Origin of the sequence: Agromyces soli (genome assembly GCF_022811605.1) — a bacterium.
GTDB lineage: Bacteria > Actinomycetota > Actinomycetes > Actinomycetales > Microbacteriaceae > Agromyces > Agromyces soli.
This window is the reverse complement of record NZ_CP094533.1, coordinates 1,280,786-1,301,907: the sequence shown is the minus strand read 5'-3', so window position 1 is coordinate 1,301,907 and position 21,122 is coordinate 1,280,786. Positions and strand designations below refer to the sequence as shown.

The following is a 21,122-nucleotide window of genomic DNA, read 5'->3' as shown; positions in this document are numbered from 1 at the left end:
TTGCGGATCCGTGGCGCGCGCGATGCGGCACGCACCTCGCTCAGCGCTCGCCGCCCTCCGCCTGCGCCTCGTCGAAGCCCGCACGGTACCCCTCGTCGTACGCCTCGTCGGCGCCGAGCCGGAAGAGGTCGCGGTCGGAGGGCCGCTGGATGGCCCGGGCCCCCGGCAGGTCGAGATCGCCGACGTAGCGGCCGAGCCCGCGGACGACGGCCACCGGCACCCCGGCGCTCTTGCCCTTCACGAGCTCGCCGGCACCCGCGATCTCGTCGGCCACGCACGGCATGGTCACCGCGAGGGCCTTGCCCGAGGCATCCACCTGCCCGCGCAGGTCGTCGAAGACGTGCACGCCGGCCGCGCCGATCGCGATGTCGGTCTGCCCCTCGCGCCAGGGCCGGCCGAGCGTGTCGGAGAGGATGACCCCGACGCGGCGGCCGGTCAGCTCGCGCAGCCCGGTCGCGAGCGCGCGCGCAGAGCCGTCGGGGTCGACGGGGAGCAGCAGCACCGTGCCGTCCGGCGAGTTCGAGGCGTCCACGCCCGCGGCCGCCCCGACGATGCCCTGCCGGTTCTCGACGATGCGGGTGACGCCGCCGTCGTACTCGCGCGTCGCGACGACGCGCACCGTCTCGGCGGTGATCGCCGCCTCGCGATCGGATGCCTCGACGATCCGCCCCTCGGCCTTCGAGACGATCTTCGAGGTGACGACGAGGATGTCGCCGTCCTCGAGCGAGGCGGCCCCCGCGATGATCGCCGCCAGATCGGCGCCCGCCGTGATCTCGCCGATGCCCTCGACGCCTTCGACGCTGAATCCCATCGTCGCCTCCTCGCTCGGCTTCGATCATGGCAGCAAAGCCGGGCATGCGGCAGTCGCGCCGTCGGAGGCTCCCGCCCGTGCCGGTGGCGTCGGACGCGGCGGATACGCTGGATCCCATGCGCATCGCCACCTGGAACGTCAACTCGATCCGCACCCGCGTCGGCCGTGTCGTCGACTGGATGGTGCGCGAGGACGTCGACGTGCTCGCGATGCAGGAGATCAAGTGCAAGCCCGAGCAGTTCCCGCACGAGGCGTTCGAGCAGGCGGGCTACGAGCTCGCGATCCACGGCCTCAACCAGTGGAACGGCGTCGCCATCGCGAGCCGCGCGCCCATCCGCGACGTCGAGCACGAGTTCCCCGGCATGCCCGGCTTCCTGAAGGGGCACGAGGGCCCCGATCTGCCCCGCGAGGCGCGGGCGATCGGTGCGACCGTCGACGGCGTGCGCGTGTGGAGCCTCTACGTGCCGAACGGCCGCGCGCTCGGCGACCCGCACTACACGTACAAGCTCGACTGGTACGCGGCGCTCACCGAGTACACCCGCGCGCAGACCAGCGCGCACCCCGAGGTGCCGTTCGCGCTCATGGGCGACTTCAACGTCGCCCCGCTCGACGTCGACAACGGCGACCCCACCGTGATCGTCGGCCAGACCACGCACGTCTCCCCCGCCGAGCGCGAGGCGTTCTTCACGCTCGAGAACGCCGGCGTCAGCGACGTGGTGCGCGCCCGCGTGCCCGAGGGCCTGTACACCTACTGGGACTACAAGCAGCTCCGCTTCCCCCGCAACGAGGGCATGCGCATCGACTTCATCCTCGGCTCCGAGGCCTTCGCCGAGGCCGTCACGAGCGCGTCGATCCACCGCGACGAGCGCAAGGGCGACGCCCCGAGCGACCACGTGCCGGTGCTTGTCGAGCTCGACCTCGGCGGCGACGACGACGGCGACCTGCCGATGATCTTCGGCTGACGAGCTCGCCGGCTCCGCACGCCCCGTGTTACGCCATGGGTCGTGACGGGCTGACAGCGCGGGCGCGGGCTGGGTACCGTCGGGGCATCCACCACCGCCCTGCGCGCTGATCTCCCCCGATGGGCGCCGCCGATCGGTTCCGGCGAGCCCGGAACCCGGGAGCCCCGATGCCAGCGACGCCGACGAGCACGAGCGCAGCCGCGCTGCCCGTGGAGTTCCGCGGCGTCGGTCGCGCGTTCCCGACCGCCGCGGGCGCGCGGCCGGTGCTCCGCGACGTCGACCTCGTCGTCGAGGCCGGTGAGATCCTCGCGATCCTCGGCCCGAGCGGCTGCGGCAAGTCGACCCTCCTGCGCATCGCGGGCGGCCTCGACCGGCCGACGAGCGGGCGGGTGACGATCGCCGGCAGCCCCGTCGCCGACTACGACGCGCGCAGCGCGATCGGCTTCCAGGAGCCCCGGCTGCTGCCCTGGCGCACCGTCGCCCAGAACGTGGCCCTCGGCCTGCCCCGCGGCACCACGCGCGCCGCGGGCCGGGCGCACGTCGCCCGCCTGCTCGAGCTCGTCGGGCTCGCCGAGTTCGCCGAGCACCGGCCGCGCGAGATCTCCGGCGGGATGGCGCAGCGCACCTCGCTCGCCCGGGCGCTCGCCCGCTCGCCGCACGTGCTGCTGCTCGACGAGCCCTTCGGCGCGCTCGACGCGCTCACCCGGCTGCGCATGCAGGACCTGCTGCTCGAGATCCACGCCGCGGAACCCACGACCGTGCTCCTCGTCACCCACGACGTCGACGAGGCGCTGCAGCTCGCCGACCGCATCGTCGTGCTCGGCACCCAGCCGAGCGCCGACGCCAGCGCCGACGGCCCCGCCGCGGAGGACGCGACGCCCGGCGCGGGCATCCGCCAGACCGTCGTCGTGCCCGGCACCCGGCCCCGCGACCGCGGCTCGGCCGAGCTCGCCGAGCTCCGCGGCCGGCTGCTCGACGGGCTCGGCATCGACCGGCACGGGGCCGCCCGCGGCATCCAGTCCACCAGCACCATCCCGGCGTTCCCCTACTGAGCGCGCCGGGCCCCGCCTGCACCCCACCCCCGAGGAGTCACATGTCCCGCACCAGTCTCATCCGCACCGCGCTCGTCGCGGGCGCCGCCGCGAGCGCCCTGCTGCTCTCCGGCTGCGTCGCCGGCGAGGGCCAGGCCGCCGAGCCGGCCCCCAGCACCGAGTCCGGCTCGCTCGAGGGCCAGACCCTCGCGATCGACTTCGCCACCTACAACCCGCTGAGCCTCGTCATCAAGGACCAGGGCTGGCTCGAGGACGCCGGGCTCGAGGTCACCTGGGTGCAGTCGGCCGGCTCGAACAAGGCGAACGAGGCACTGCGCGCCGGGGCGATCGAGGTCGGCTCGACGGCGGGCTCCGCCGCGCTGCTGGCCCGCTCGAACACCTCGCCCATCCAGGTCATCGACCTCTTCTCGCAGCCCGAGTGGGCCGCGCTCGTCACGGTCGACGGCACCGGGATCTCCTCGGTCGCCGACCTCAAGGGCAAGCAGGTCGCCGCGACGAAGGGCACCGACCCGTACTTCTTCCTGCTGCAGTCGCTCGAGGCCGAGGGCCTCCAGGCGTCCGACATCACCGTGCAAAACCTGCAGCATGCCGACGGCTGGGCCGCGCTGCAGAACGGCTCGGTGCAGGCCTGGGCCGGCCTCGACCCGATCATGGCCGGCGCCGAGGAGCAGGGCGCGAGCCTCTTCTTCCGCAACGTCGACTTCAACTCCTACGGCTTCCTGAACGCCACGGAGGACTTCATCCAGAACAAGCCCGAGGTCGCCCAGGCCGTCGTCGACGCCTACGAGCACGCCCGCCAGTGGGCCGAGGAGAACCCCGAGGAGACCGCGCAGATCCTCGCCGACGTCGCGGGCCTCGACCTCGCCGTGGCCACCAAGGTGATCGACGAGCGCACGAACCTCGACATCGACCACGTGCCCGGGGACGCGCAGATCGCGGTGCTCGAGAAGATCGGCCCGATCTTCGTCGAGCTCGGTGACGTCGCCAGCCAGCAGCAGGTCGACGAGGCGCTCGCCTCGATCGTGAACGACACGTTCGCCGCCAAGGCCGACGCGTCGCGCTTCGAGTAAGGCGGATCCGATGACGGCGGATGCCTCGCGCGGGGACGCGCTCACGAGCACCGACCCCGGCACCGGCCGCGCCGGCGCCGAGGACGGGCGCGCGGGCGTGACCTCGGTCGACCGGCAGTCGAACGCACCCGTCGCGGACGGCGGCCTCGCGGTCGCCGCCGCGGGGCCGTTCGGCGTCTCCGGGATCGACCGGCGCGAGGCATCCGATCCGCGGACCGCGAGCACCGGCGGCGCCGGTCCGACCGGGCCGTCCGCCGGCGCCCCGCGCCGCCGCCTTGTCGACCGGCGCTGGTTCCGCGTCGCGGGCGGAGCGCTGCTCCCCCTCGTGCTGCTCGTCGCCTGGCAGCTCGCCTCGACCTCCGGCGCCGTGCCCGTCTCGATGCTGCCCAGCCCCGAGATGGTGTGGACGGCCGGGGTCGACCTCGCCGAGCGCGGTCTGCTCGGCCTCTACATCGCGATCTCGACGCAGCGCGTGTTCGTCGGCTTCGCCGTCGGCGCCGCACTCGGCCTCGTCGTCGGCGCCGTCGTCGGCCTGTCGAAGCTCGGCGACATCCTGCTCTCGCCGACGCTCGGCGCGATCCGCGCGGTGCCGTCGCTCGCCTGGGTGCCGCTGCTCATCCTGTGGCTGAAGATCGGCGAGGAGTCGAAGGTCGTGCTCATCGCGATCGGCGCCTTCTTCCCCGTCTACACGATCGTCGCGGCGGCGCTGCGGCACGTCGACCGGCAGCTGCTGGAGGCCGGCCGCGCGTTCGGCCTGCGCGGCGTGCGGCTGCTCTCGGTCGTGCAGCTGCCCGCGGCGGTGCCGTCGGTCGTCTCGGCGCTGCGGCTCGCGCTCGCGCAGTCGTGGCTGTTCCTCGTCGCCGCGGAGCTCATCGCCAGTTCGATGGGACTCGGCTTCCTGCTCGTCGACTCGGGCAACAACGGCCGGATCGACCGCATCTTCCTCGCGATCATCCTGCTCGCCGTGCTCGGCAAGCTGACCGACGCGGTCGTCGGCCTGTTCGAGCGCTGGGCCGTGCGCAAGTGGGCCTGAGTCGCGCCCGGCTGCGCTGCGCTGCGCTGACCGATTCACCCCCTTCGACTTGCCCGACTTCCATGAAAGTCGGGCAAGTCGGGGGTGAGGCTCAGTCGGGGCGCGGCAGCACCGTGAGCACGCGCGTCGTGAACTCCAGGAAGCGCCGCATGAACGTCGCCAGGAACTCTTCGGTGCTCTCGACGGTCACCTGGCCGTCCGGGCCGATCAGCCCCGGTGTGAACTGCAGGTAGGCCTCGGGCGAGTTCATCTGCGGCGCGTTCGAGAAGCTCAGGATGCTGCGCAGGCTCTGCTGCGCGACCGCGGTGCCGATCGCCCCGGTGGACGCGCCGATCACCGCGCTCGGCCGCCCGGTGAGCACGTTCTGCCCCCAGGGCCGGCTCGCCCAGTCGATCGCGTTCTTCAGCGGGCCCGGCAGCGAACGGTTGTACTCGGGCGTGACGAACAGCAGTGCGTCGGAGTCCTGGATGGCCGCCTTGAAGTCGCGGGCCACCTGCGGGTAGTCGGCGTCGTAGTCCCGGCTGTACAGCGGCAGCTCGCGGTAGACGATCTCGTGGAACTCGAGCTCCGGCGGGGCCAGCCGCTCGAGGGCTGTCGCGAGGAGGCGGTTGATCGAGTCGCTCGCGAGGCTGCCGATGAACACGCCGACCCGATACGGCGGCTCGTGGTGGATGGGTTCGATCTGCATGGTGCGATCCTTCCTGCGCGCGGCGGCGCGGCCGGCACCGCGCCCCGCTCCAGCCTGCACCCGCGGCCCGGCGCGCACCACCCCGCCTCACACAACTCAGGAACATCTGGCAGTTATGGACGTTGTAGCGCCGCGACATGCGCGGAACGGCGCCGATCGGGCCGGGCGCCTTCCTGAGTTGTGCGAGCGGGCCCGCGTCAGGGCCGGGCGCCTTCCTGAGTTGTGCGAGCGGGCCCGCGTCAGGGCCGGGCGCCTTCCTGAGTTGTGCGAGCGGGCCCGCGTCAGCGGCGGGCGCGGTATGCGGCCCGTGCCTCGGGGGAGAGGTGCTCGGTGGCGTAGCTCAGCATGGTGCGCGGCATCCGCGCGGCGAAGCGGTCGAGGAACCCGGTGAGCGCGGCGCGGTCGACCCGCTTGCCGACCTCGCGCAGCATCCAGCCGACGGCCTTGTGCAGGAGCGGTTCGCGGTCGTCGAGCAGCTTCTCGGCGATGGCGAGGGTGGGCGCGGCATCCCCGCCCTTGATCGCGGCGAAGGTCGCGAGCACGGCGACCCGGCGTTGCCAGAGCGAGGAGGATGCCGCGAGCTCCGCGATGAGCGGCGGCACTGGGTCGGCGCCCGGCGCGGGATAGACGATCTCGCCGACCAGCACTTCGGCGCTCGCATCGACGAGGTCCCAGTTGTCGACCCGCCCGGCGCGCACGGCCTCGAGGTACGCCTCGTGCTCGGCCCGCCGCACGGCGTCGTCGCGACCGCGCGGTCGCCCGGCGCGGCGGAAGCGCTCGACCATGACGAGGAGCCCGGCGAGACGCTCCTCGTGGATCGGGCTCGCGACGAGTTCCGCGGTCTCTGCCGCCGGCAGCGCGAGCGAGCGTCGCACGATGGCGCGCGTCGCGGGCACCGTGACCCCGATGAAGACGTCGCCCTCGGCGTACTCCCCGGGGCCCGTCTTGAAGAAGCGGGCGGCCCCGGCGGCGCGCTCGGGCGAGGATGCCGCGGCGAGGGCCGCCCGCACCTCGTCGGCAGTGCGCAGTTCCCCGGTCATGCCTGCACCGTACCCTCCCGCCACTCCACAACTCAGGAACATCCGGCGGATACGCGGAACGCCCGGACGGCGTGCCCGCGTGATCACGGGGCTGCCGACCGGGCGTTCCTGAGTTGTGTGCGCGGGGCCCGCGATCAGGCGCGGGGTGCGGGGCCGGCCGGGCCGGCCTGGTCGGCCTGGCCGGCCTGGCCGGCGGGCTCATCCGCCTCGGCGGCGGGCTCGGCCGACTCGGCCGCCACGGCGGCGGGCTCGGCCGACTCGGCGGCGGGCTCGGCCGGCACGACCTCCTCCACCACGATCTCCTCGACGGTCTCCTCGACGACGACCGGCTCGGACTCGGCGGCCTCAGCGGCGAGCGCGGGCGCGGGCGCCCGCCGCGACAGCGCGCCGAAGCCGATCAGCACCGCGAACAGCGCGAGCGAGACGACGAGGCCGACGATGCCGCCGGTCAGCAGCCCCGACGACACGACGATCTCCGACTGGCTGCCGTAGACGTCGACGGCGGTGCCGGTGCCGCTCGTGAGCGCGGCGGTGAGGGTGGCGTTCGCCTGCGACGTCCACATCGCGCCGATCACCGTCACGACGGCCGAGCCGGCGAGGGCGATCGTCGGCACGACGAGCGCGACGGCGGCGGAGGGGCGGGAGTGGGTCATGAGGGACTCGTTTCGTCTGGTCGATTCGGCGGACGCCGAGGCGGATGCCGGCGCGCCGGGCCGGTGCGGAGGAGTCCGTCGCCCGGCCTCGTGCGACGGTACGCACGCTCGCTATGCATCCGCTATGCGTCCGCTTTCGGATTCGTGTGCGGGCAGGCGATCGCCCGCGTGGTTTGCTCGATCGGCGCAATATTCCCGCGTCGCACCGCAACCAATCGCGGAGCTCGTGCGCCTACCCTGGGATGGGCGGCGATTCTGCGCTGCCGCAGACCACCACGACGACGGGAGGTTCCGAATGTCACAGACCACTCTTGACACCATCGTTGGCGAACCCGAGGTCCTGGAGGACGCGGTCACGCCGGAGACGATCGCCCTCGCGGCCGGGGTCGAGCACGACCCCGCCTGGCTCGCGCTGAAGGACGCGGCGACCCGGCTGCAGGCGCTCCAGGTGAAGGACGGCTCGGTGCCGGTCGAGACCGACCGCCCCGAGGCATCCGCGCTCGTCGACACGATCGTCGAGTCCGTCGCCGCGCTCGCCCCGCGCTTCCCGCACGAGGCCGCGTACCTCACGGCCCTGCAGGCCGACTTCCGCACCTGGCAGGGGGCCGGCTTCGGCATCCCCGACTTCCTCGACTCGCTCGTCGAGTTCCAGCCGCAGCGGCACCGCGTCGACGGCATCCGCCACCTCGTCGTGTTCCCGATGGTCACGCAGAACGGCTCGTCCGATCGGCACGTCGAGGCGCTCGTCGTCGAGACGATCTGGCCGGAGTTCATCGCCGCGCTCGAGGCCGGCGACTACGGCAACAAGCTCTTCGTGAGCCTGCGGCTCGTCGACTTCACGCCGGGCTACGACACGAACTCGGCGGTGCTCTTCCCCGAGACGGTCGCGATGCGCGAGATCCCGCCGTTCACCTGGGGGGCGATCTTCCAGGACCGCGAGGCCGCCCGCTACCGCCGCGTCGTGCGCGCGGCGAGCGAGATCACGAAGCTCGAACTGCCGGAGGATGCGGCGAGCCTCCTCGACGACCAGCAGTTGGCCGAGCGCACCTTCGTGATGTGGGACATCATCCACGACCGCACCCACATGCGCGGCGACCTGCCGTTCGACCCGTTCATGATCAAGCAGCGGATGCCGTTCTTCCTCTACTCGCTGGAAGAGCTGCGCTGCGACCTGACCGCGTTCCGCGAGTCGGTGAAGATCCAGCGCGGGCTCGACGCCCGCCTCGCGGCCGGCGAGGAGCTGACCGAGGTCGAGGAGCAGATGCGCTCGACCGGCAAGCTCGTGCAGTACGCGGTCATCTTCGACCGCATCTTCCGTTTCGCGATCACCGGCAGCCGGGTGCGCAACTACGACGGCCTCGGCGGGCAGCTGCTCTTCGCCTGGCTGCACCGCAAGCACGTGCTGGAGTGGCGCGACGTCGAGCTGAGCTTCGACTGGGACGCCGTCGCCGACGCGGTCGTCGAACTCGGCGACGCGATCGACCAGCTCTACTGGGAGTCGATCGACCGCCCGAAGACGGTGCACTGGCTGAAGGCCTACGAGCTCGTCTCCTCGGTGGTCACGCCGAACCCCGCGTCCGTGTGGGCCGAGGGCCTGCCGCGCGAGGTGCTCGCCGGGCCGCCGAAGGGCTACACCGACCTCGTGATGGACGACGAGTTCCCGCTGTCGATGTTCTTCGAGGCTCTCGACAAGAAGATGAAGCCGGTCATCGAGTCGACGGTCGGCATCACGGGCGACGCCGAGGCCTGAGTCCTGGATTCACCGGATCACCCCGAGCGCGCGGAGCTTCCGTTCCGGCGCTCGGGGTGATTCGCTTTCGATGGAGCCCGTGAAGCACGGAGCGAGCGGATGGAGAACGACATGGTGGATGACTCGACGAACGGGCCCGCGGGCCGGGTCGTGCTGATCGCGGGCGCGACGAGCGCCTCGGGCCGCGCCGTGGCGCGCGCCCTGCTCGACGCGGGCGCCGTGGTGGTCGCGGTCGGCAGCGATCGGGGCCGGCTCGAGGCGATGGCGGACGAGCTCCCCGGGCTCGTGACCGAGCTCGCCGATCTCACCGATCAGCAGCAGGTCTGGCCGCTCGCGATGCGGGTGCACGGCCGCGTCGGCGACGTCGACGGCGTCGTGCACCTCGTCGGCGGCTGGCGGGGCGGCGGCGGGCTTCCCGGGCAGACCGAGGAGGATTACCGCGTGCTCGAGCGCTCCTTCTCCGCGCTGCGCCACCTGAGCCGCGCACTGTGGGACGATCTCGTCGGCTCCCCCGCCGGGCGCATCACGATGATCTCCTCGACGACCGTCGAGCACCCGACCGCGGGCGGCGCCAACTACACCGCGGTGAAGGCGGCGAGCGAGTCGTGGATGCAGAGCGTCGCGCAGGGCCTCGGCAAGGCCGGCGGCAGCGGCGCGGCGGTCACCTTCCGCGTGAAGGCGCTAGAGGGGCTCGAGGAGCGCTTCGCCGAGCGGGTCGTCGCGCTCTGGCACGAGGATGCCGCGGCGCTGAACGGCCGGGTGGAGACGCTCACGGCGGAGTGAGCGGGGCGGCATCGGTCGGCTAGGCTCTCTGCGGATCTCAGAGAGGAGAGCGCCTGTGCTCCGTCAACGATCTTCCGTCTTCGACGCCATCGCGCATCCCGTGCGGCGGCACATCCTCGAGGCGCTCAACGGCGCCCACTGGGTGTCGATCACGGACCTCGCCGAGCGCATCGAGGTCTCCCGTTCGACCGCCTCGCGCCACCTCGACATCCTCCGCCGCAGCGGCCTCGTGAAGGCCCGCCGCGTCGACCAGGCCACCTTGCACCATCTGCGGCGCGACGCTCTGGAGCCCGTCTTCGAATGGATCGAGCCGCTCGTCGCCGAGGACGCGCTCGCGGGCTGAACCGTGGCCCGCGCGGGCTACTCGGCCGCCGGTTCGATGGAGTCGGGCGACTCGATCGCCTCCGGGGCGGGCGCACCGCTCGCGGGCGGCGCACCGGGCTCCGGACCGGCGCCGGATCCGGGCGCCTCCGTCGGCGGCGCGGGCTCGGGGCTGAGCCCCGGTGGCACGGCCTCCGGCGGGATCGACGGCGCGTCGCCCGCCGCCGCGGCGCAGCCCGCCGTGCCCTCGTCGCCCTGGAGGGCGACGCGCCAGGCGGCGTCGCGCGGCCCGTCGAGGCCGGCGGGCTTCGGCGTGCCGCCGTTCCACCACTCCCACTCGCGGTACTCGAAGCCGGCCTCGGCCATGCAGGCTCGCACCGCGCGCTGCCCGGTCGACCACGCGGCGCGGTCGGCCTCGGAGACGAAGCGCGGGTCGGCCGGATCGAGGTAGGGGTTCGTGGGCGGAGTCGACGGAGTCGGGTTGGGCGACGGCGTGGGGTTCGGCGACGGCCGCTCCGGACGCGGGCTCGGTGAAGGCTCGGGCGAGGGCTTCGGAGCGGGCAGCGTCGGCAGCGGGGTCGAGGGGGCCTCGGGGGGAGCCGTCGGTGCCGGCGTCTCGGGGGAGCCGGCTGCGGTGCCGTCGTTCTGGTCCGTCGCCCCTCCGCGCTCCGAGTCGGGCCGGAGGTCGACGCCGCGGTGCGCCAGCTGCACGGCGGGGCCGTCGTTGTCGCCGATCGCCGCGTGCACGCCGACGACCGCGCCGACGGTGCAGAGCACGGCGACGCCGGCCGCCGCGATCGCGATCATCGGACCGGACGCCCGCGCAGGACCGTCCCGATGCGCATGCCTGGTGTGCGGCTCGGCGCCGGGGCCCGCCGCGCCAGTCTGCCCGTCGCCCGGCTGCGCGCCACTCGCTTTCGTGGTCACCGCGCTGCGCCGGGTCCGCTCGGGACGCGGCGCACGAGGAACGTCGCGCGATCGGGGCATCCCTTTCCACCGTAGGCGAGGGATCCTCCCCCTGCAAGGGGGGCATTTCGTCCTGTCGAGCGCGCCCAGGCCGAGGCGGTACCCCCGCCGAGCACGCCCCGCACGCTACGCTCGCGCCATGGTGCGCTTTCTGATCCGGCTGGCGATCTCGCTCGTGACAGCCGCCCTCGGCCTCCTCGTCGCGTCGTGGGTGCTGCCGGACTTCCACCTGGAATGGGGCGGATTCCTCGTCGCGATCATCGTGTTCTCGGTGGCGCAGGCGATCCTCGGGCCCTTCGTGTTCAACCTCGCCCGACAGTACGCCGCGGCCGTGCTGGGCGGCATCGGCCTGGTGACGACGTTCCTCGCGCTGCTCATCGCCTCGCTCTTCCCTGGCGGCATCCACATCGACGGCGCGGTCACCTGGGTGCTCGCGACGCTCATCGTGTGGATCATCACGGCGCTCGGCGGCTGGCTGCTGCCGCTCATCTTCCTGAAGGACCGCGCCGAGAAGCGCAAGTAACGCGAGGAGCGCAGCGGCACTCCGCCCCGCCGCGATCGCGACCGCACCCCTTGACGCGGCGCTGCCGTCGAGCTAGTTTAAGCAAATCCTTAATTAAGGAGCCGCTAACATGACCGATCAGCTCAGCCTCGTCTTCCAGGCCCTCGCCGATCCCACGCGCCGCGCGATGCTCTCGCGGCTCCGCTCGGGCGCGGCGACCGTCGGTGAGCTCGCCGAGCCGTTCGCGATCAGCCGGCCCGCGATCTCGCAGCACCTGAAGGTCCTCGAACGGGCCGGGCTCATCGAACGCACCGCACACGCCCAGTGGCGCAGCTGCACGTTGCGCACGGAGCCCCTCGACGAGGCATCCGACTGGGTCGAACGCCACCGCGGCGAGTGGAACGAGCGCTTCGATCTGCTCGACGAGCAGCTCCGCCGACTGAAGGGAACCGGCGATGACCGAGCCTGACCACCGACCGCAGTTCACGATCACCCGCATCCTCGACGCACCGCGCGCGCTCGTCTGGCGCGCGTGGACCGAGCCGGAGCAGGCGGGCGCGTGGTGGCACCCGCGCGGCATCGACGTCGAGGAGGGCAGCGTCGAGCTCGACGTTCGACCCGGCGGACGGTACCGCTACACGATGGTGAACCCCTCGGACGGCTCCCGCTACCCCACCGCGGGCGTCTACCGGGAGGTGCGGCCGCCCGAGCGGCTCGCGTTCACCTGGGGCTCGCCGGAGGATGCCGACGATGCTGCCCCGCTCATCACGGTGATCCTCCGCGAGCTCGACGCGGAGCGCACCGAGATGCTGTTCCACCTCGTCGGCATCGACGCGGGCCCCGGTGACGACAACGTCTACGACGGCTGGACCTCCGCGTTCGACGTGCTCGACGAGCACCTCGCGGACGGGGCGCGCTGATGAGCCGCCTGACGCTCGAGCAGATCGTCTCCGCCGACGGCGACGCGGCCGACGAGCGGGGCGGGCTCGACTTCGTCGATTCGGGGCTCGTCGACGCGCAGCGCCTGCGCGTGGTGCCAGTGCTGCCCGGGACCGGGCGTTCGTTCGCGCCGGACGCGCTCGCCCCGCAGCGCCTGCAGCTCGACCACGCGGTGAGCTTCCCCGCCGGCCACCTCGGGCTGACGTACCCGCTGGCGCGCTAGCGGGAATCGGGGGCGGCGGGCTGCGCTTCGGCGGGGGTCGTCGCCCCCGCCTCCCCGGCCTGCGCCTCCGGCGTCCCGGCCTGCGCCTCGGGCTCGCCGGCCTGCGCCTCGTCGGGCGTCGTCGCCTCGGCGGTGCGGTACCCCGCCGAGAGCGTGCGGTACGCCCGGGTGGCGAAGGCGGCGAGACCGAGGGCCGCCGTCGCGAGGCCGCTCACGAGGAACACCAGCGCAATGCCACGCGCCTGGCCGTCGCCGAGGAGCCATCCCCACGTCTCGTACCCGGCGTCGGAGCGCATGAACGGGATGATCCAGAACTGGGCGATCGGCGCGATCAGGAACGCCGTGATCGGCGCCGCCGCCGCCTCGAACGCGGCCGCGAAGCCGAAGACCCGCCCCTGCCTGGTGAACGGCACGACCTTCTGGATGACGGTCTGCTCGGCGGCCTCGACGGCCGGCACGAGCGCCATGTAGAGCCAGATACCGACCGCGTACAGCCACCACCATTCGCGCACGGTGAAGAACGCGCCGAGCAGTCCCATGCCGATGACGACCAGGAGCATCGTGCGGATCGGATTGCGACCGAGCCCCCACTTCGCGATGATCACTCCGCCCACGATGAACCCCGTGGACGCGACGCCGAAGACGACGCCCCACCACTCCACCTCGAACAGGGTCAGGCCGTACGGGTCCATCAACGCCATGTAGACGCCGCCGATGAGGTTGTTGAAGGTCGAGAACAGGATGAGGGCGAACAGCCCCGGCGCCTGGCGGATCGCCGCGATGCTGCCGCGGAAGTCGATGGCCGCCGGGCGGCCCTCCTCGACGACGGGCTTCGCCTCGGGGATGCGCACGAACAGCAGGTGCAACAGCGAGACGAAGGTCAGCCCCACCGCGATGATCATCGTGCCGCCCATGCCGAGCAGGCCGATCGCGAGCCCGGAGAACACGCTCGTGACGATGAATGCGAGCCCCTGCACGGTGCCGACCAGCCCGTTCGCGTTGGCGTGCCGCTCGACGGGCACGAGCAGGGTCACCGTGGTCGACAGGGCGATGTTGCGCAGGTGCTCGACGACCGCGCCGAAGAGGATGACGCCCGTGAACACCCAGAACCACGGTCCGCCGAGGTCGAGCAGGGCGCGCTCGGGCTGGAGCAGATAGAGCAGACCGGCGAGCGCGAAGGAGGCCAGCGTGACGACGCTCGACAGCATCATCACCCGGTACTTGCGGTGCCGGTCGACGATGGTGCCGAAGAGCATCGAGAAGAACGCGATGAGGAGCATGTACGCGCCGCCGATGATGCCGGTCGCGAGCACCGACTTCGTCTCGAGGTAGACCCAGAAGGTGAGCGCGAACCAGAGGAAGCTCGTCGTGACGTTCGCCACCATCGTGTTCACGAGCACCTGGGCGAAGGTGCGCATGCCGTTGACCGGCGGGGCGGGTGCCGCGGGAGCCGATGCGGCGGGCGCACCCGGCGCTGGCGCAGCCGGCACCGCGCCCTCCTCGGCCGTCGGGCCCCGCTGCTCGTCCACGGTGCGAGGGTACTCATCGCCGCCGACATCCGGAACCCCGCTCGCGCGGCGGCTCCCCCGCACGGCGGATGCCCCGAGGCATCCGCCCCGATAGCGTGATGGGATGCAGCAGCAGCCCCCAGCCCAGCCCGTGCTCGAGGGCGTCGAGTGGGTCAGGCAGGCGCCGACCCGGTGGCAGCTGCGCAACGACCTGCTGCTCGCCCTGGTGCTCGCCGTGGCCACCGCGGCGAGTCTCGTGCTGTACCGGGCGGCGGGCTACAACCAGGACGGGCCGTGGTGGGCCTCGCTCGTCTGGGCGGCGGCGATGACGCTGCCCCTGGCGCTGCGGCGGCGGTTCCCGGACGTCATCGCGGTCGTGGCTTCCGCCGCGTTCATCACCGGCGCGGTGCTGTACCTCAGCGAGGCCTTGTTCAGCAACATCGCCCTGTTCATCGCGATCTACACGGTCGGCGCGTGGGGGCGCAGCCGCCGGCGTGCGTTCGTCGTGCGGCTCGCGATCGTCCTCGCGATGTTCGGCTGGCTGCTCTGGTCGCTCATCTACTTCTCGACGGTGCAGGAGGTGGCGCCCGAGCTCGGCCGCGACGGCTTCCTCTCGCCGTACCTGGCGTTCGGCCTCGTGAACGTGCTGACGAATCTGCTGTACTTCGGCGGCGCCTGGTACTTCGGCGACGCGAACTACCGCTCGGCGCGCGAGCGGGCGGCGCTCGAGCAGCGCACGGCGGAGCTCGCCGCCGAGCGCGAGCGCTCGCGGCGGCAGGCGGTCGCACTCGAGCGCGTGCGCATCGCCCGCGAGCTGCACGACGTCGTCGCGCACCACGTCTCGGTGATCGGCGTGCAGGCGGGGGCGGCACGGCGGGTGCTCTCCTCGAACCCGGATGCCGCGGCCGACGCGCTCTCGGCGATCGAGACGAGCTCCCGCGAGGCCGTGACCGAGCTGCACGCCCTGCTCGGCACCCTGCGCGCCGACGGCGAGCCGGAGCCCACCGCCAGCACGCTCGGCATCGCCCAGATCGAGGCGCTCGCCGCCGAGGCGAGCGCCGCCGGGCTGCCGACCGCGTTCGCGGTGGTCGGCGAACCGCGCCAGGCGCCGACCCTCGTCGAGGCGAGCGCGTACCGGGTCGCGCAGGAGGCGCTCACGAACGTGCGCAAGCACGCCGGGGCCGCCGCGACCGCCGACGTGCGCATCCGCTGGACGGCCGAGCGCGTCGAGCTCGAGGTCGCGAACACGGGCATCGTGCGGCGCAGCGCGGGCGACGGCGGGCAGGACTCCGGGCTCGGCCTCGTCGGCATGCGCGAGCGCGTCGCCGCCACGGGCGGGGAGCTCGAGCTCGGTCCGCGGGCCCGCGGCGGCTTTCTCGTGCGGGCGGCGTTCCCGCTGCAGAGCGACGGGCGACGGCCCCCGACGGACGGAGACGCCCGATGATCCGCGTACTCGTGGTGGACGATCAGAGCCTGGTGCGCGCCGGCTTCCGCACGATCCTCGATTCGGAGCCCGGCATCGAGGTCGTCGGCGAGGCGGAGGACGGCGAGCTGGCCGTCGCCCGCACCCTGGAGCTCGCGCCCGACGTCGTCTGCATGGACGTGCAGATGCCGAACGTCGACGGCCTCGAGGCCACCCGCCGGCTGACCGCCGACCCGCGCGTCGAGGCCGCCGTGCTCGTGCTCACGACCTTCGACCGCGAGGACTACCTCTTCGCGGCGCTCGAGGCCGGCGCGAGCGGCTTCCTGCTGAAGAACTCCAGCCCGGAACGGCTCATCGACGCCGTACAGGTGCTCGCCGGCGGCGAGGCGCTGCTCGCGCCCGACGTCACCCGGAGGGTGATCGAGGCGGCGCGCCGGCACGGCGTGCTCACCTCGGGCGGCGGTGGTGCGGATGCCTCGGGCGAGTCCGTGCCCGGGGCATCCGACGCCGGCGACGAGGCATCCGCCCCTCCCGCGCGCCCGAGCGCACCGCCGGAACTCGACACCCTGACCGATCGCGAACGCGAGGTGCTCGTGCTGCTCGCCGAGGGGCTGTCGAACGCCGAGATCGCCGGGCGCATGTGGGTCGGCGAGGCGACGGTGAAGAGCCACGTGTCGAAGGTGCTGATGAAGCTCGGCCTGCGCGATCGCGTGCACGCCGTGGTCTACGCGTACGAGCACGGCGTCGTCTCCCCCGCTGGAGGAGATTGACGCGCAGGGAGGATGCCTCCGGCGTCGGAGACCTCCCGAACTGTCGATCTCCTCCCGCCCGGGGGCCCGGGGGTGCGAAGCAGGGCAGCGCAGGTCTCCCCCGCCGGGGGGATGCGCCCGACGGCGCGGCAGGGGGAACCCGTCGTGCGGCGGATGCCCGTGGCATCCGCCGTGGCTAGCGTGGGAGCATGCTCGAACTCCAGCACCTCGGCAAGCGCTTCGGCGAGCGCGTCGCCCTCGACGACGTGTCGTTCCGCGTCGCGCCCGGCCGGCTCACCGGCTTCGTCGGCGGCAACGGCGCCGGCAAGACGACCACGATGCGGATCGTGCTCGGCGTGCTCGGCGCCGACACCGGCACGGTCACCCTCGACGGCCATCCGCTCGGCACCGCCGACCGTCGCAGCTTCGGCTACATGCCGGAGGAGCGCGGCCTCTACCCGAAGATGCGCGTGCTGGAGCAGACGGTCTACCTGGCGCGGCTGCACGGCTGGTCGCCGGCCGCGGCCCGCCGCAACGCCGAGGAGCTGCTCGACCGCCTCGGCCTCGCCGAGCGGCACGACGACCCCGTCGAGAGCCTCTCGCTCGGCAACCAGCAGCGCGCGCAGATCGCGGCCGCGCTCGTGCACCGCCCCGAGGTGCTCGTGCTCGACGAGCCGTTCTCGGGCCTCGACCCCATCGCGGTCGAGACGGTGCAGTCGGTGCTCTCCGACGCCGCGGACTCAGGCGCACGAGTGCTGTTCTCCTCGCACCAGCTCGACATCGTGGAGCGCATCTGCGACGACCTCGTCATCATCGCCGGCGGCCGCATCCGCGCCGCCGGCTCGGGCGACGAGCTCCGCGCGGAGCACGGCTCCGAGCGCTGGGAGCTGCTGACCGACGGCGACGCAGGCTGGGTGCGGGAGCTGCCCGGCATCGTCGTCACCGACTTCGACGGCGGCTGGGCCCGGTTCGAGGCGGACTCGGATGCCGCGCGCCGCGCCGTGCTCGCCGAGGCCCTCCGCCGGGGCGAGGTCGCCGGCTTCACCCGCGAGCACACGACGCTCGCCCAGATCTTCAAGGAGGTCGTGCAGTGAGCACGTCACGCAGCACCGCCGAGCTCCGCACGCCGAAGTTCACCGAGACGGTGGGCCTCATCGCGGGCCGCGAGGTCACGACGCGCCTGCGCAGCAAGGCGTTCCTCATCTCCACCGGCATTCTGATGCTCGCCGTGCTGGCCTCGGTCGTGCTCGGCGGCATCTTCGGCGGCAAGTCCGACCCGGCGAAGGTCGCCGTCGTCGGCACGGCCGCGACGGCGGTCGAGGGCAACCCCGCCCTCGAGGCGGTGCCGGTCGACGACCGGGCCGCCGGCGAGGCGCTGCTCCGCGACGGCGAGGTCGACGCGATCATCGTGCCCGAGGCATCCGACCCGACCGGCCTGCAGGTCATCGGGCTCGATCGCGCGCCGGGCGGGGTGGTGCAGGCGCTGTCGGCGCAGCCCGGCGTCGAGCTGCTCGACCCGGCGACGGTCGACCCGCTGCTCGCGTACTTCATCGCCTTCGGCTTCGGCATCGTGTTCTTCATGTCGGCGATCACCTTCGGCTCGACCATCGCGCAGTCGGTGGTCGAGGAGAAGCAGACTCGGATCATCGAGATCCTGCTGTCGACGGTGTCGGCGCGCGAGCTGCTGACGGGCAAGGTGATCGGCAACAGCGTGCTCGCGTTCGGGCAGATCATCGCGATCGCGGTGCTCGCGCTCGTCGGGCTGCTCGCGACGGGGCAGCGGGTGCTGCTCGGAGTGCTCGGGTCCTCGGTGATCTGGTTCGTGGTGTTCTTCGCGATCGGCTTCGTGATGCTCGCGGCGCTGTTCGCGGCGTCGGCCGCGCTCGTGTCGCGCGCCGAGGACGTCGGCTCGGTGACCTCGCCGGTGACGATGCTCGTGATGATCCCGTACTTCGCGGTGGTGTTCTTCTTCGACAACCCGACGATCCTGACGGTGATGAGCTACATCCCGTTCTCGGCTCCGGTGGGGATGCCGGTGCGGATCTTCCTGGGGCAGGCCGAGTGGTGGGAGCCGGTGCTCTCGCTGCTGGTCCTCGTCGCGACGACGCTCGGCGCGCTCGCGATCGGCGACCGCGTGTACCGCAACTCGCTGCTGCGCACCGGCACCCGGGTGAAGCTCGCCGAGGCGCTGCGGGGGTAGCTGCGCTCGGCGGGGCGCTGGGGCGCCCGGCGGGGCCGGTCGGGATCCTCCCGGCCGGCCCCGCGCCCGTTCCGCCCCGCACCTGTATCGACATCCTGGGCGCGGGTTCGCGAGGTGTTCACCTTCCTCGGGGGACATCGCGGCCGGTTCGCGCGGGATCCGCATGAACCCGCGGCGAACGTGTCTCGACAAGCGGCGATTTCGCTTGAGCCGGCGGCGGGCCCCTCCGAAGACTGGGCAGCGGCCGGCATCCGCCGCCGCATCGCCCCGAACCCCGGAGACCCTCATGCCCTCGCCGAACCGCGCCGCCCGCGCCGTCTCGACCTCGCTCCTCGCCGCCGCGCTCGTCGCGGTGCCGCTCTGCGCCCAGGCGGCCGCGGCGCCGGCCGCCGCGCAGCCCGCCGCCGCCGCCGCGCGCACCGTGAAGACCCTCGTCGTCGGCATCGACGGCGCGAGCTTCGACTTCCTCGAGCCCGCGGGCATGCCGACGCTGGCCGGCCTCCGCGCCGCCGGGCTCACCGCCTCGAGCAACCTCTACGCCCAGCCGATGGCCGGCACGATCTCGGGCGCCGGCTGGTCGAGCATCGCCACGGGCGTCTGGCCCGACAAGCACCGGGTGGTCGACAACAGCTTCAGCGACCCGAACTCCGCCGAGTACCCCGACTACCTGACCCGCATCGAGGCGGCCGCCCCGGAACGCGAGACGCTCGTCGTCGGCACCTGGACGCCGATCCCGCAGACCGTGTTCGGCCCCGCGGTCGACGAGCGCGTCGCGGGCGGCGACGACGCCGGCACGACGGCGAAAGTCGTGCAGGCGCTCTCGACCGGCGACCCCGACGACGTGTTCGTGCACCTCGACGAGGTCGACGGAGCCGGCCACTCGGTCGGCACGAACGGCACCGCCTACGGCGAGGCGCTGCGCCGGGCCGACGCCCAGCTCGGCGAGATCCTCGCCGCGATCGACGGTCGCGCGACGCGAGCCGCCGAGGACTGGCTCATCGTCGTCACCGCCGACCACGGCCACACCCCGACGGGCGGGCACGGCGGCAACTCCCCCGCCGAGCGCAAGACCTTCGTGATCGCCGCGGGCCCGGGCATCGAGGCGGGCTCGGTGCGGCACGACGTGAAGATCACCGACATCGCCCCGACGGTGCTCGCCGCCGACGGCATCGCGAACGACCCGGCGTGGGACCTCGACGGCACCGCGATCGGCGAGCTCGAGGGCGATGACTTCGATACTCTCCGCCCCGTGCTGAAGCCGCAGCAGGACGAGACCCGTCCCGGCGCCGGCGTGCTCGGCTGGACCCACGAGACGCCGAGCGGCTGGACGATCGACAACACGAAGATGCCCGCGGGCGGCGTCGCCGAGTGGGCCGGCTGGTCGTTCGCGACCGACGACTTCTGGACCGGCGCCGAGCGCGGCCAGATGCGCGAGACGAGCGTGCGCAACCGCGACGTGTTCGCCGTCGCCGACTCCGACGAGTGGGACGACAAGGCGCACGATCCCGGCCAGTTCGACTCCACGCTCGTGAGCCCCGCGTACCCCCTGACCGGTGCCGCGACGGCGACGCTCGCCTATGCGACGAACTACTTCATCGACGGCCCGCAGTCGGCGGAGGTCTCGGTGAGCTTCGACGGCGGCGAGCCGCAGTCGCTGAAGAACTACCGCATCGACACGAACCGCTTCGAGCGGCTCGAGTTCGACGTGCCGGCCGGTGCGCGGGCGGCGCAGTTCCGCTTCCACTACACGGGCACGAACAGCGCCTTCTGGACGGTCGACCAGGTGCGCCTCGAGCAGGCGCCGGCCCCCGCGATCACCGCGCCCGACGCGCCCACGGGCGTGACGGCGACGGCCCGCGACGGCCGGATCGACGTGTCCTGGACGGCGCCGGAATCCGACGGCGGATCGCCGATCACCGGCTACACCGCGACCGCGACGCCGGTCGCCGCGGCGCAGGGCGCGGATGCCTCGACGGCTTCGCGCTCGGCGGCCACCGCGGCCGCGCCGCTCAACTGCACCACGGGCGGCACCTCCTGCACGATCGAGGACGCCGTGAACGGCACCGCCTACACGGTGCGCGTCGTCGCCGCGAACGCGGCCGGCGCCTCGGCGGATTCCGAGCCCTCGGCCGAGGTCACGCCGAAGGCGGCCACCACGCCGCCCGTCGACCCGGGCACGGGCGGCGGGACCGGAGGCACCGGTGGCTCGACCGGCAGCGGCACCGGCTCCGGTTCCGGCTCGGCCGGCACGGACGGGGATGCCTCGGGCTCCCTCGCCTCGACCGGCACCGCGTGGGCGCTGCCGCTCGCCGGGCTCGCCGCGACCGGGCTCCTCGGCGGCCTCGGGCTGCTGGCGGTGCGCCGCCGCCGCCTCAGCGCGAGCTGAGCCGCGACCGATCGACGCCGGCTCGGCCGGCACGACGCAGGGCCCGGGTGGAGGCATCCACCC

Annotated in this window: 22 protein-coding genes; 16 read left to right on the top strand and 6 right to left on the bottom strand. The window is 73.1% G+C overall.

All coding sequences use genetic code 11. The annotated features are described in order from the left end of the window. Positions 1–40: 40 nt before the first annotated feature. Positions 41–811, bottom strand: coding sequence for a coenzyme F420-0:L-glutamate ligase (gene cofE, locus MTP13_RS06230; protein ID WP_243570211.1), 771 nt, complete (start codon positions 809–811; stop codon positions 41–43). A gap of 116 nt (positions 812–927) precedes the next feature. On the opposite strand from cofE, the gene MTP13_RS06225 reads away from it, so the two are divergent. The 4 genes from MTP13_RS06225 (at position 928) to MTP13_RS06210 (ending at position 4,928) form a co-directional block, all read left to right on the top strand. Further along, positions 928–1,773, top strand: a complete 846-nt coding sequence (locus MTP13_RS06225) for an exodeoxyribonuclease III (protein ID WP_243570210.1) — start codon at positions 928–930, stop codon at positions 1,771–1,773. Positions 1,774–1,940: 167 nt separating this feature from the next. Further along, a complete protein-coding gene (locus tag MTP13_RS06220; protein WP_243570209.1) occupies positions 1,941–2,825 on the top strand; it encodes an ABC transporter ATP-binding protein in 885 nt (294 codons plus the stop codon). Positions 2,826–2,866: 41 nt separating this feature from the next. Next, positions 2,867–3,895, top strand: coding sequence for an aliphatic sulfonate ABC transporter substrate-binding protein (locus MTP13_RS06215; RefSeq protein WP_243570208.1), 1,029 nt, complete (start codon positions 2,867–2,869; stop codon positions 3,893–3,895). 10 nt (positions 3,896–3,905) lie between these two features. Then, positions 3,906–4,928: an ABC transporter permease gene (locus tag MTP13_RS06210; protein WP_243570207.1), complete on the top strand. Its 1,023-nt coding sequence runs from the start codon at positions 3,906–3,908 to the stop codon at positions 4,926–4,928. A gap of 91 nt (positions 4,929–5,019) precedes the next feature. Here the strand turns inward: MTP13_RS06210 and MTP13_RS06205 are convergent, their stop codons facing one another. The 3 genes from MTP13_RS06205 to MTP13_RS06195 form a co-directional block, all read right to left on the bottom strand. After that, positions 5,020–5,616 carry an NADPH-dependent FMN reductase gene (locus tag MTP13_RS06205; protein WP_243570206.1) on the bottom strand — a complete coding sequence of 199 codons (597 nt, stop codon included), beginning with the start codon at positions 5,614–5,616 and terminating at the stop codon, positions 5,020–5,022. A gap of 281 nt (positions 5,617–5,897) precedes the next feature. After that, on the bottom strand, positions 5,898–6,656 hold the full coding sequence (locus MTP13_RS06200; protein ID WP_243570205.1) for a DNA alkylation repair protein: 759 nt from the start codon (positions 6,654–6,656) through the stop codon (positions 5,898–5,900). A 134-nt stretch (positions 6,657–6,790) separates the two neighbouring features. Continuing rightward, positions 6,791–7,309, bottom strand: a complete 519-nt coding sequence (locus MTP13_RS06195; protein WP_243570204.1) for a hypothetical protein — start codon at positions 7,307–7,309, stop codon at positions 6,791–6,793. A gap of 295 nt (positions 7,310–7,604) precedes the next feature. On the opposite strand from MTP13_RS06195, the gene MTP13_RS06190 reads away from it, so the two are divergent. The 3 genes from MTP13_RS06190 to MTP13_RS06180 all read left to right on the top strand — a co-directional run bounded on the left by MTP13_RS06190 (position 7,605) and on the right by MTP13_RS06180 (position 10,185). Beyond that, the gene (locus MTP13_RS06190; RefSeq protein ID WP_243570203.1) at positions 7,605–9,059 is read left to right on the top strand and encodes a DUF6421 family protein; all 1,455 of its coding nucleotides are present in this window, start codon (positions 7,605–7,607) and stop codon (positions 9,057–9,059) included. A gap of 99 nt (positions 9,060–9,158) precedes the next feature. Further along, positions 9,159–9,842, top strand: coding sequence for an SDR family NAD(P)-dependent oxidoreductase (locus MTP13_RS06185; RefSeq protein WP_243570202.1), 684 nt, complete (start codon positions 9,159–9,161; stop codon positions 9,840–9,842). 55 nt (positions 9,843–9,897) lie between these two features. After that, positions 9,898–10,185 (top strand): ArsR/SmtB family transcription factor, encoded by a 288-nt coding sequence (locus MTP13_RS06180; RefSeq protein WP_243570201.1) that lies wholly within the window; start codon positions 9,898–9,900, stop codon positions 10,183–10,185. Between the two features lie 17 nt (positions 10,186–10,202). Here the strand turns inward: MTP13_RS06180 and MTP13_RS06175 are convergent, their stop codons facing one another. Continuing rightward, positions 10,203–10,970: a hypothetical protein gene (locus tag MTP13_RS06175; RefSeq protein ID WP_243570200.1), complete on the bottom strand. Its 768-nt coding sequence runs from the start codon at positions 10,968–10,970 to the stop codon at positions 10,203–10,205. 298 nt (positions 10,971–11,268) lie between these two features. On the opposite strand from MTP13_RS06175, the gene MTP13_RS06170 reads away from it, so the two are divergent. The 4 genes from MTP13_RS06170 to MTP13_RS06155 all read left to right on the top strand — a co-directional run bounded on the left by MTP13_RS06170 (position 11,269) and on the right by MTP13_RS06155 (position 12,793). After that, positions 11,269–11,652 carry a phage holin family protein gene (locus tag MTP13_RS06170; RefSeq protein ID WP_243570199.1) on the top strand — a complete coding sequence of 128 codons (384 nt, stop codon included), beginning with the start codon at positions 11,269–11,271 and terminating at the stop codon, positions 11,650–11,652. Positions 11,653–11,761: 109 nt separating this feature from the next. Further along, positions 11,762–12,100: an ArsR/SmtB family transcription factor gene (locus MTP13_RS06165; protein ID WP_243570198.1), complete on the top strand. Its 339-nt coding sequence runs from the start codon at positions 11,762–11,764 to the stop codon at positions 12,098–12,100. Continuing rightward, entirely contained in the window at positions 12,087–12,551 is a 465-nt protein-coding gene (locus tag MTP13_RS06160) for an SRPBCC family protein (RefSeq protein ID WP_243570197.1), read from the top strand. The genes MTP13_RS06165 and MTP13_RS06160 overlap by 14 nt, the downstream gene beginning before the upstream one ends. Continuing rightward, a complete protein-coding gene (locus MTP13_RS06155) occupies positions 12,551–12,793 on the top strand; it encodes a dihydrofolate reductase family protein (protein WP_243570196.1) in 243 nt (80 codons plus the stop codon). The genes MTP13_RS06160 and MTP13_RS06155 overlap by 1 nt, the downstream gene beginning before the upstream one ends. On the opposite strand, the gene MTP13_RS06150 is transcribed toward MTP13_RS06155, so the two are convergent. Beyond that, entirely contained in the window at positions 12,790–14,211 is a 1,422-nt protein-coding gene (locus MTP13_RS06150) for an MFS transporter (RefSeq protein WP_243570930.1), read from the bottom strand. The genes MTP13_RS06155 and MTP13_RS06150 overlap by 4 nt on opposite strands. A 214-nt stretch (positions 14,212–14,425) precedes the next feature. Here MTP13_RS06150 and MTP13_RS06145 point away from each other — a divergent pair, with 214 nt between their 5' ends. The 5 genes from MTP13_RS06145 (at position 14,426) to MTP13_RS06125 (ending at position 21,059) form a co-directional block, all read left to right on the top strand. After that, entirely contained in the window at positions 14,426–15,745 is a 1,320-nt protein-coding gene (locus tag MTP13_RS06145) for a sensor histidine kinase (protein ID WP_243570195.1), read from the top strand. Then, positions 15,742–16,494, top strand: coding sequence for a response regulator (locus MTP13_RS06140; RefSeq protein WP_243570194.1), 753 nt, complete (start codon positions 15,742–15,744; stop codon positions 16,492–16,494). The genes MTP13_RS06145 and MTP13_RS06140 overlap by 4 nt, the downstream gene beginning before the upstream one ends. A gap of 188 nt (positions 16,495–16,682) precedes the next feature. Next, entirely contained in the window at positions 16,683–17,567 is an 885-nt protein-coding gene (locus tag MTP13_RS06135) for an ABC transporter ATP-binding protein (protein ID WP_243570193.1), read from the top strand. Continuing rightward, positions 17,564–18,673, top strand: a complete 1,110-nt coding sequence (locus tag MTP13_RS06130; protein WP_243570192.1) for an ABC transporter permease — start codon at positions 17,564–17,566, stop codon at positions 18,671–18,673. The genes MTP13_RS06135 and MTP13_RS06130 overlap by 4 nt, the downstream gene beginning before the upstream one ends. Before the next feature lie 286 nt (positions 18,674–18,959). Beyond that, positions 18,960–21,059, top strand: a complete 2,100-nt coding sequence (locus tag MTP13_RS06125) for an alkaline phosphatase family protein (protein ID WP_243570191.1) — start codon at positions 18,960–18,962, stop codon at positions 21,057–21,059. Positions 21,060–21,122 lie beyond the last annotated feature (63 nt).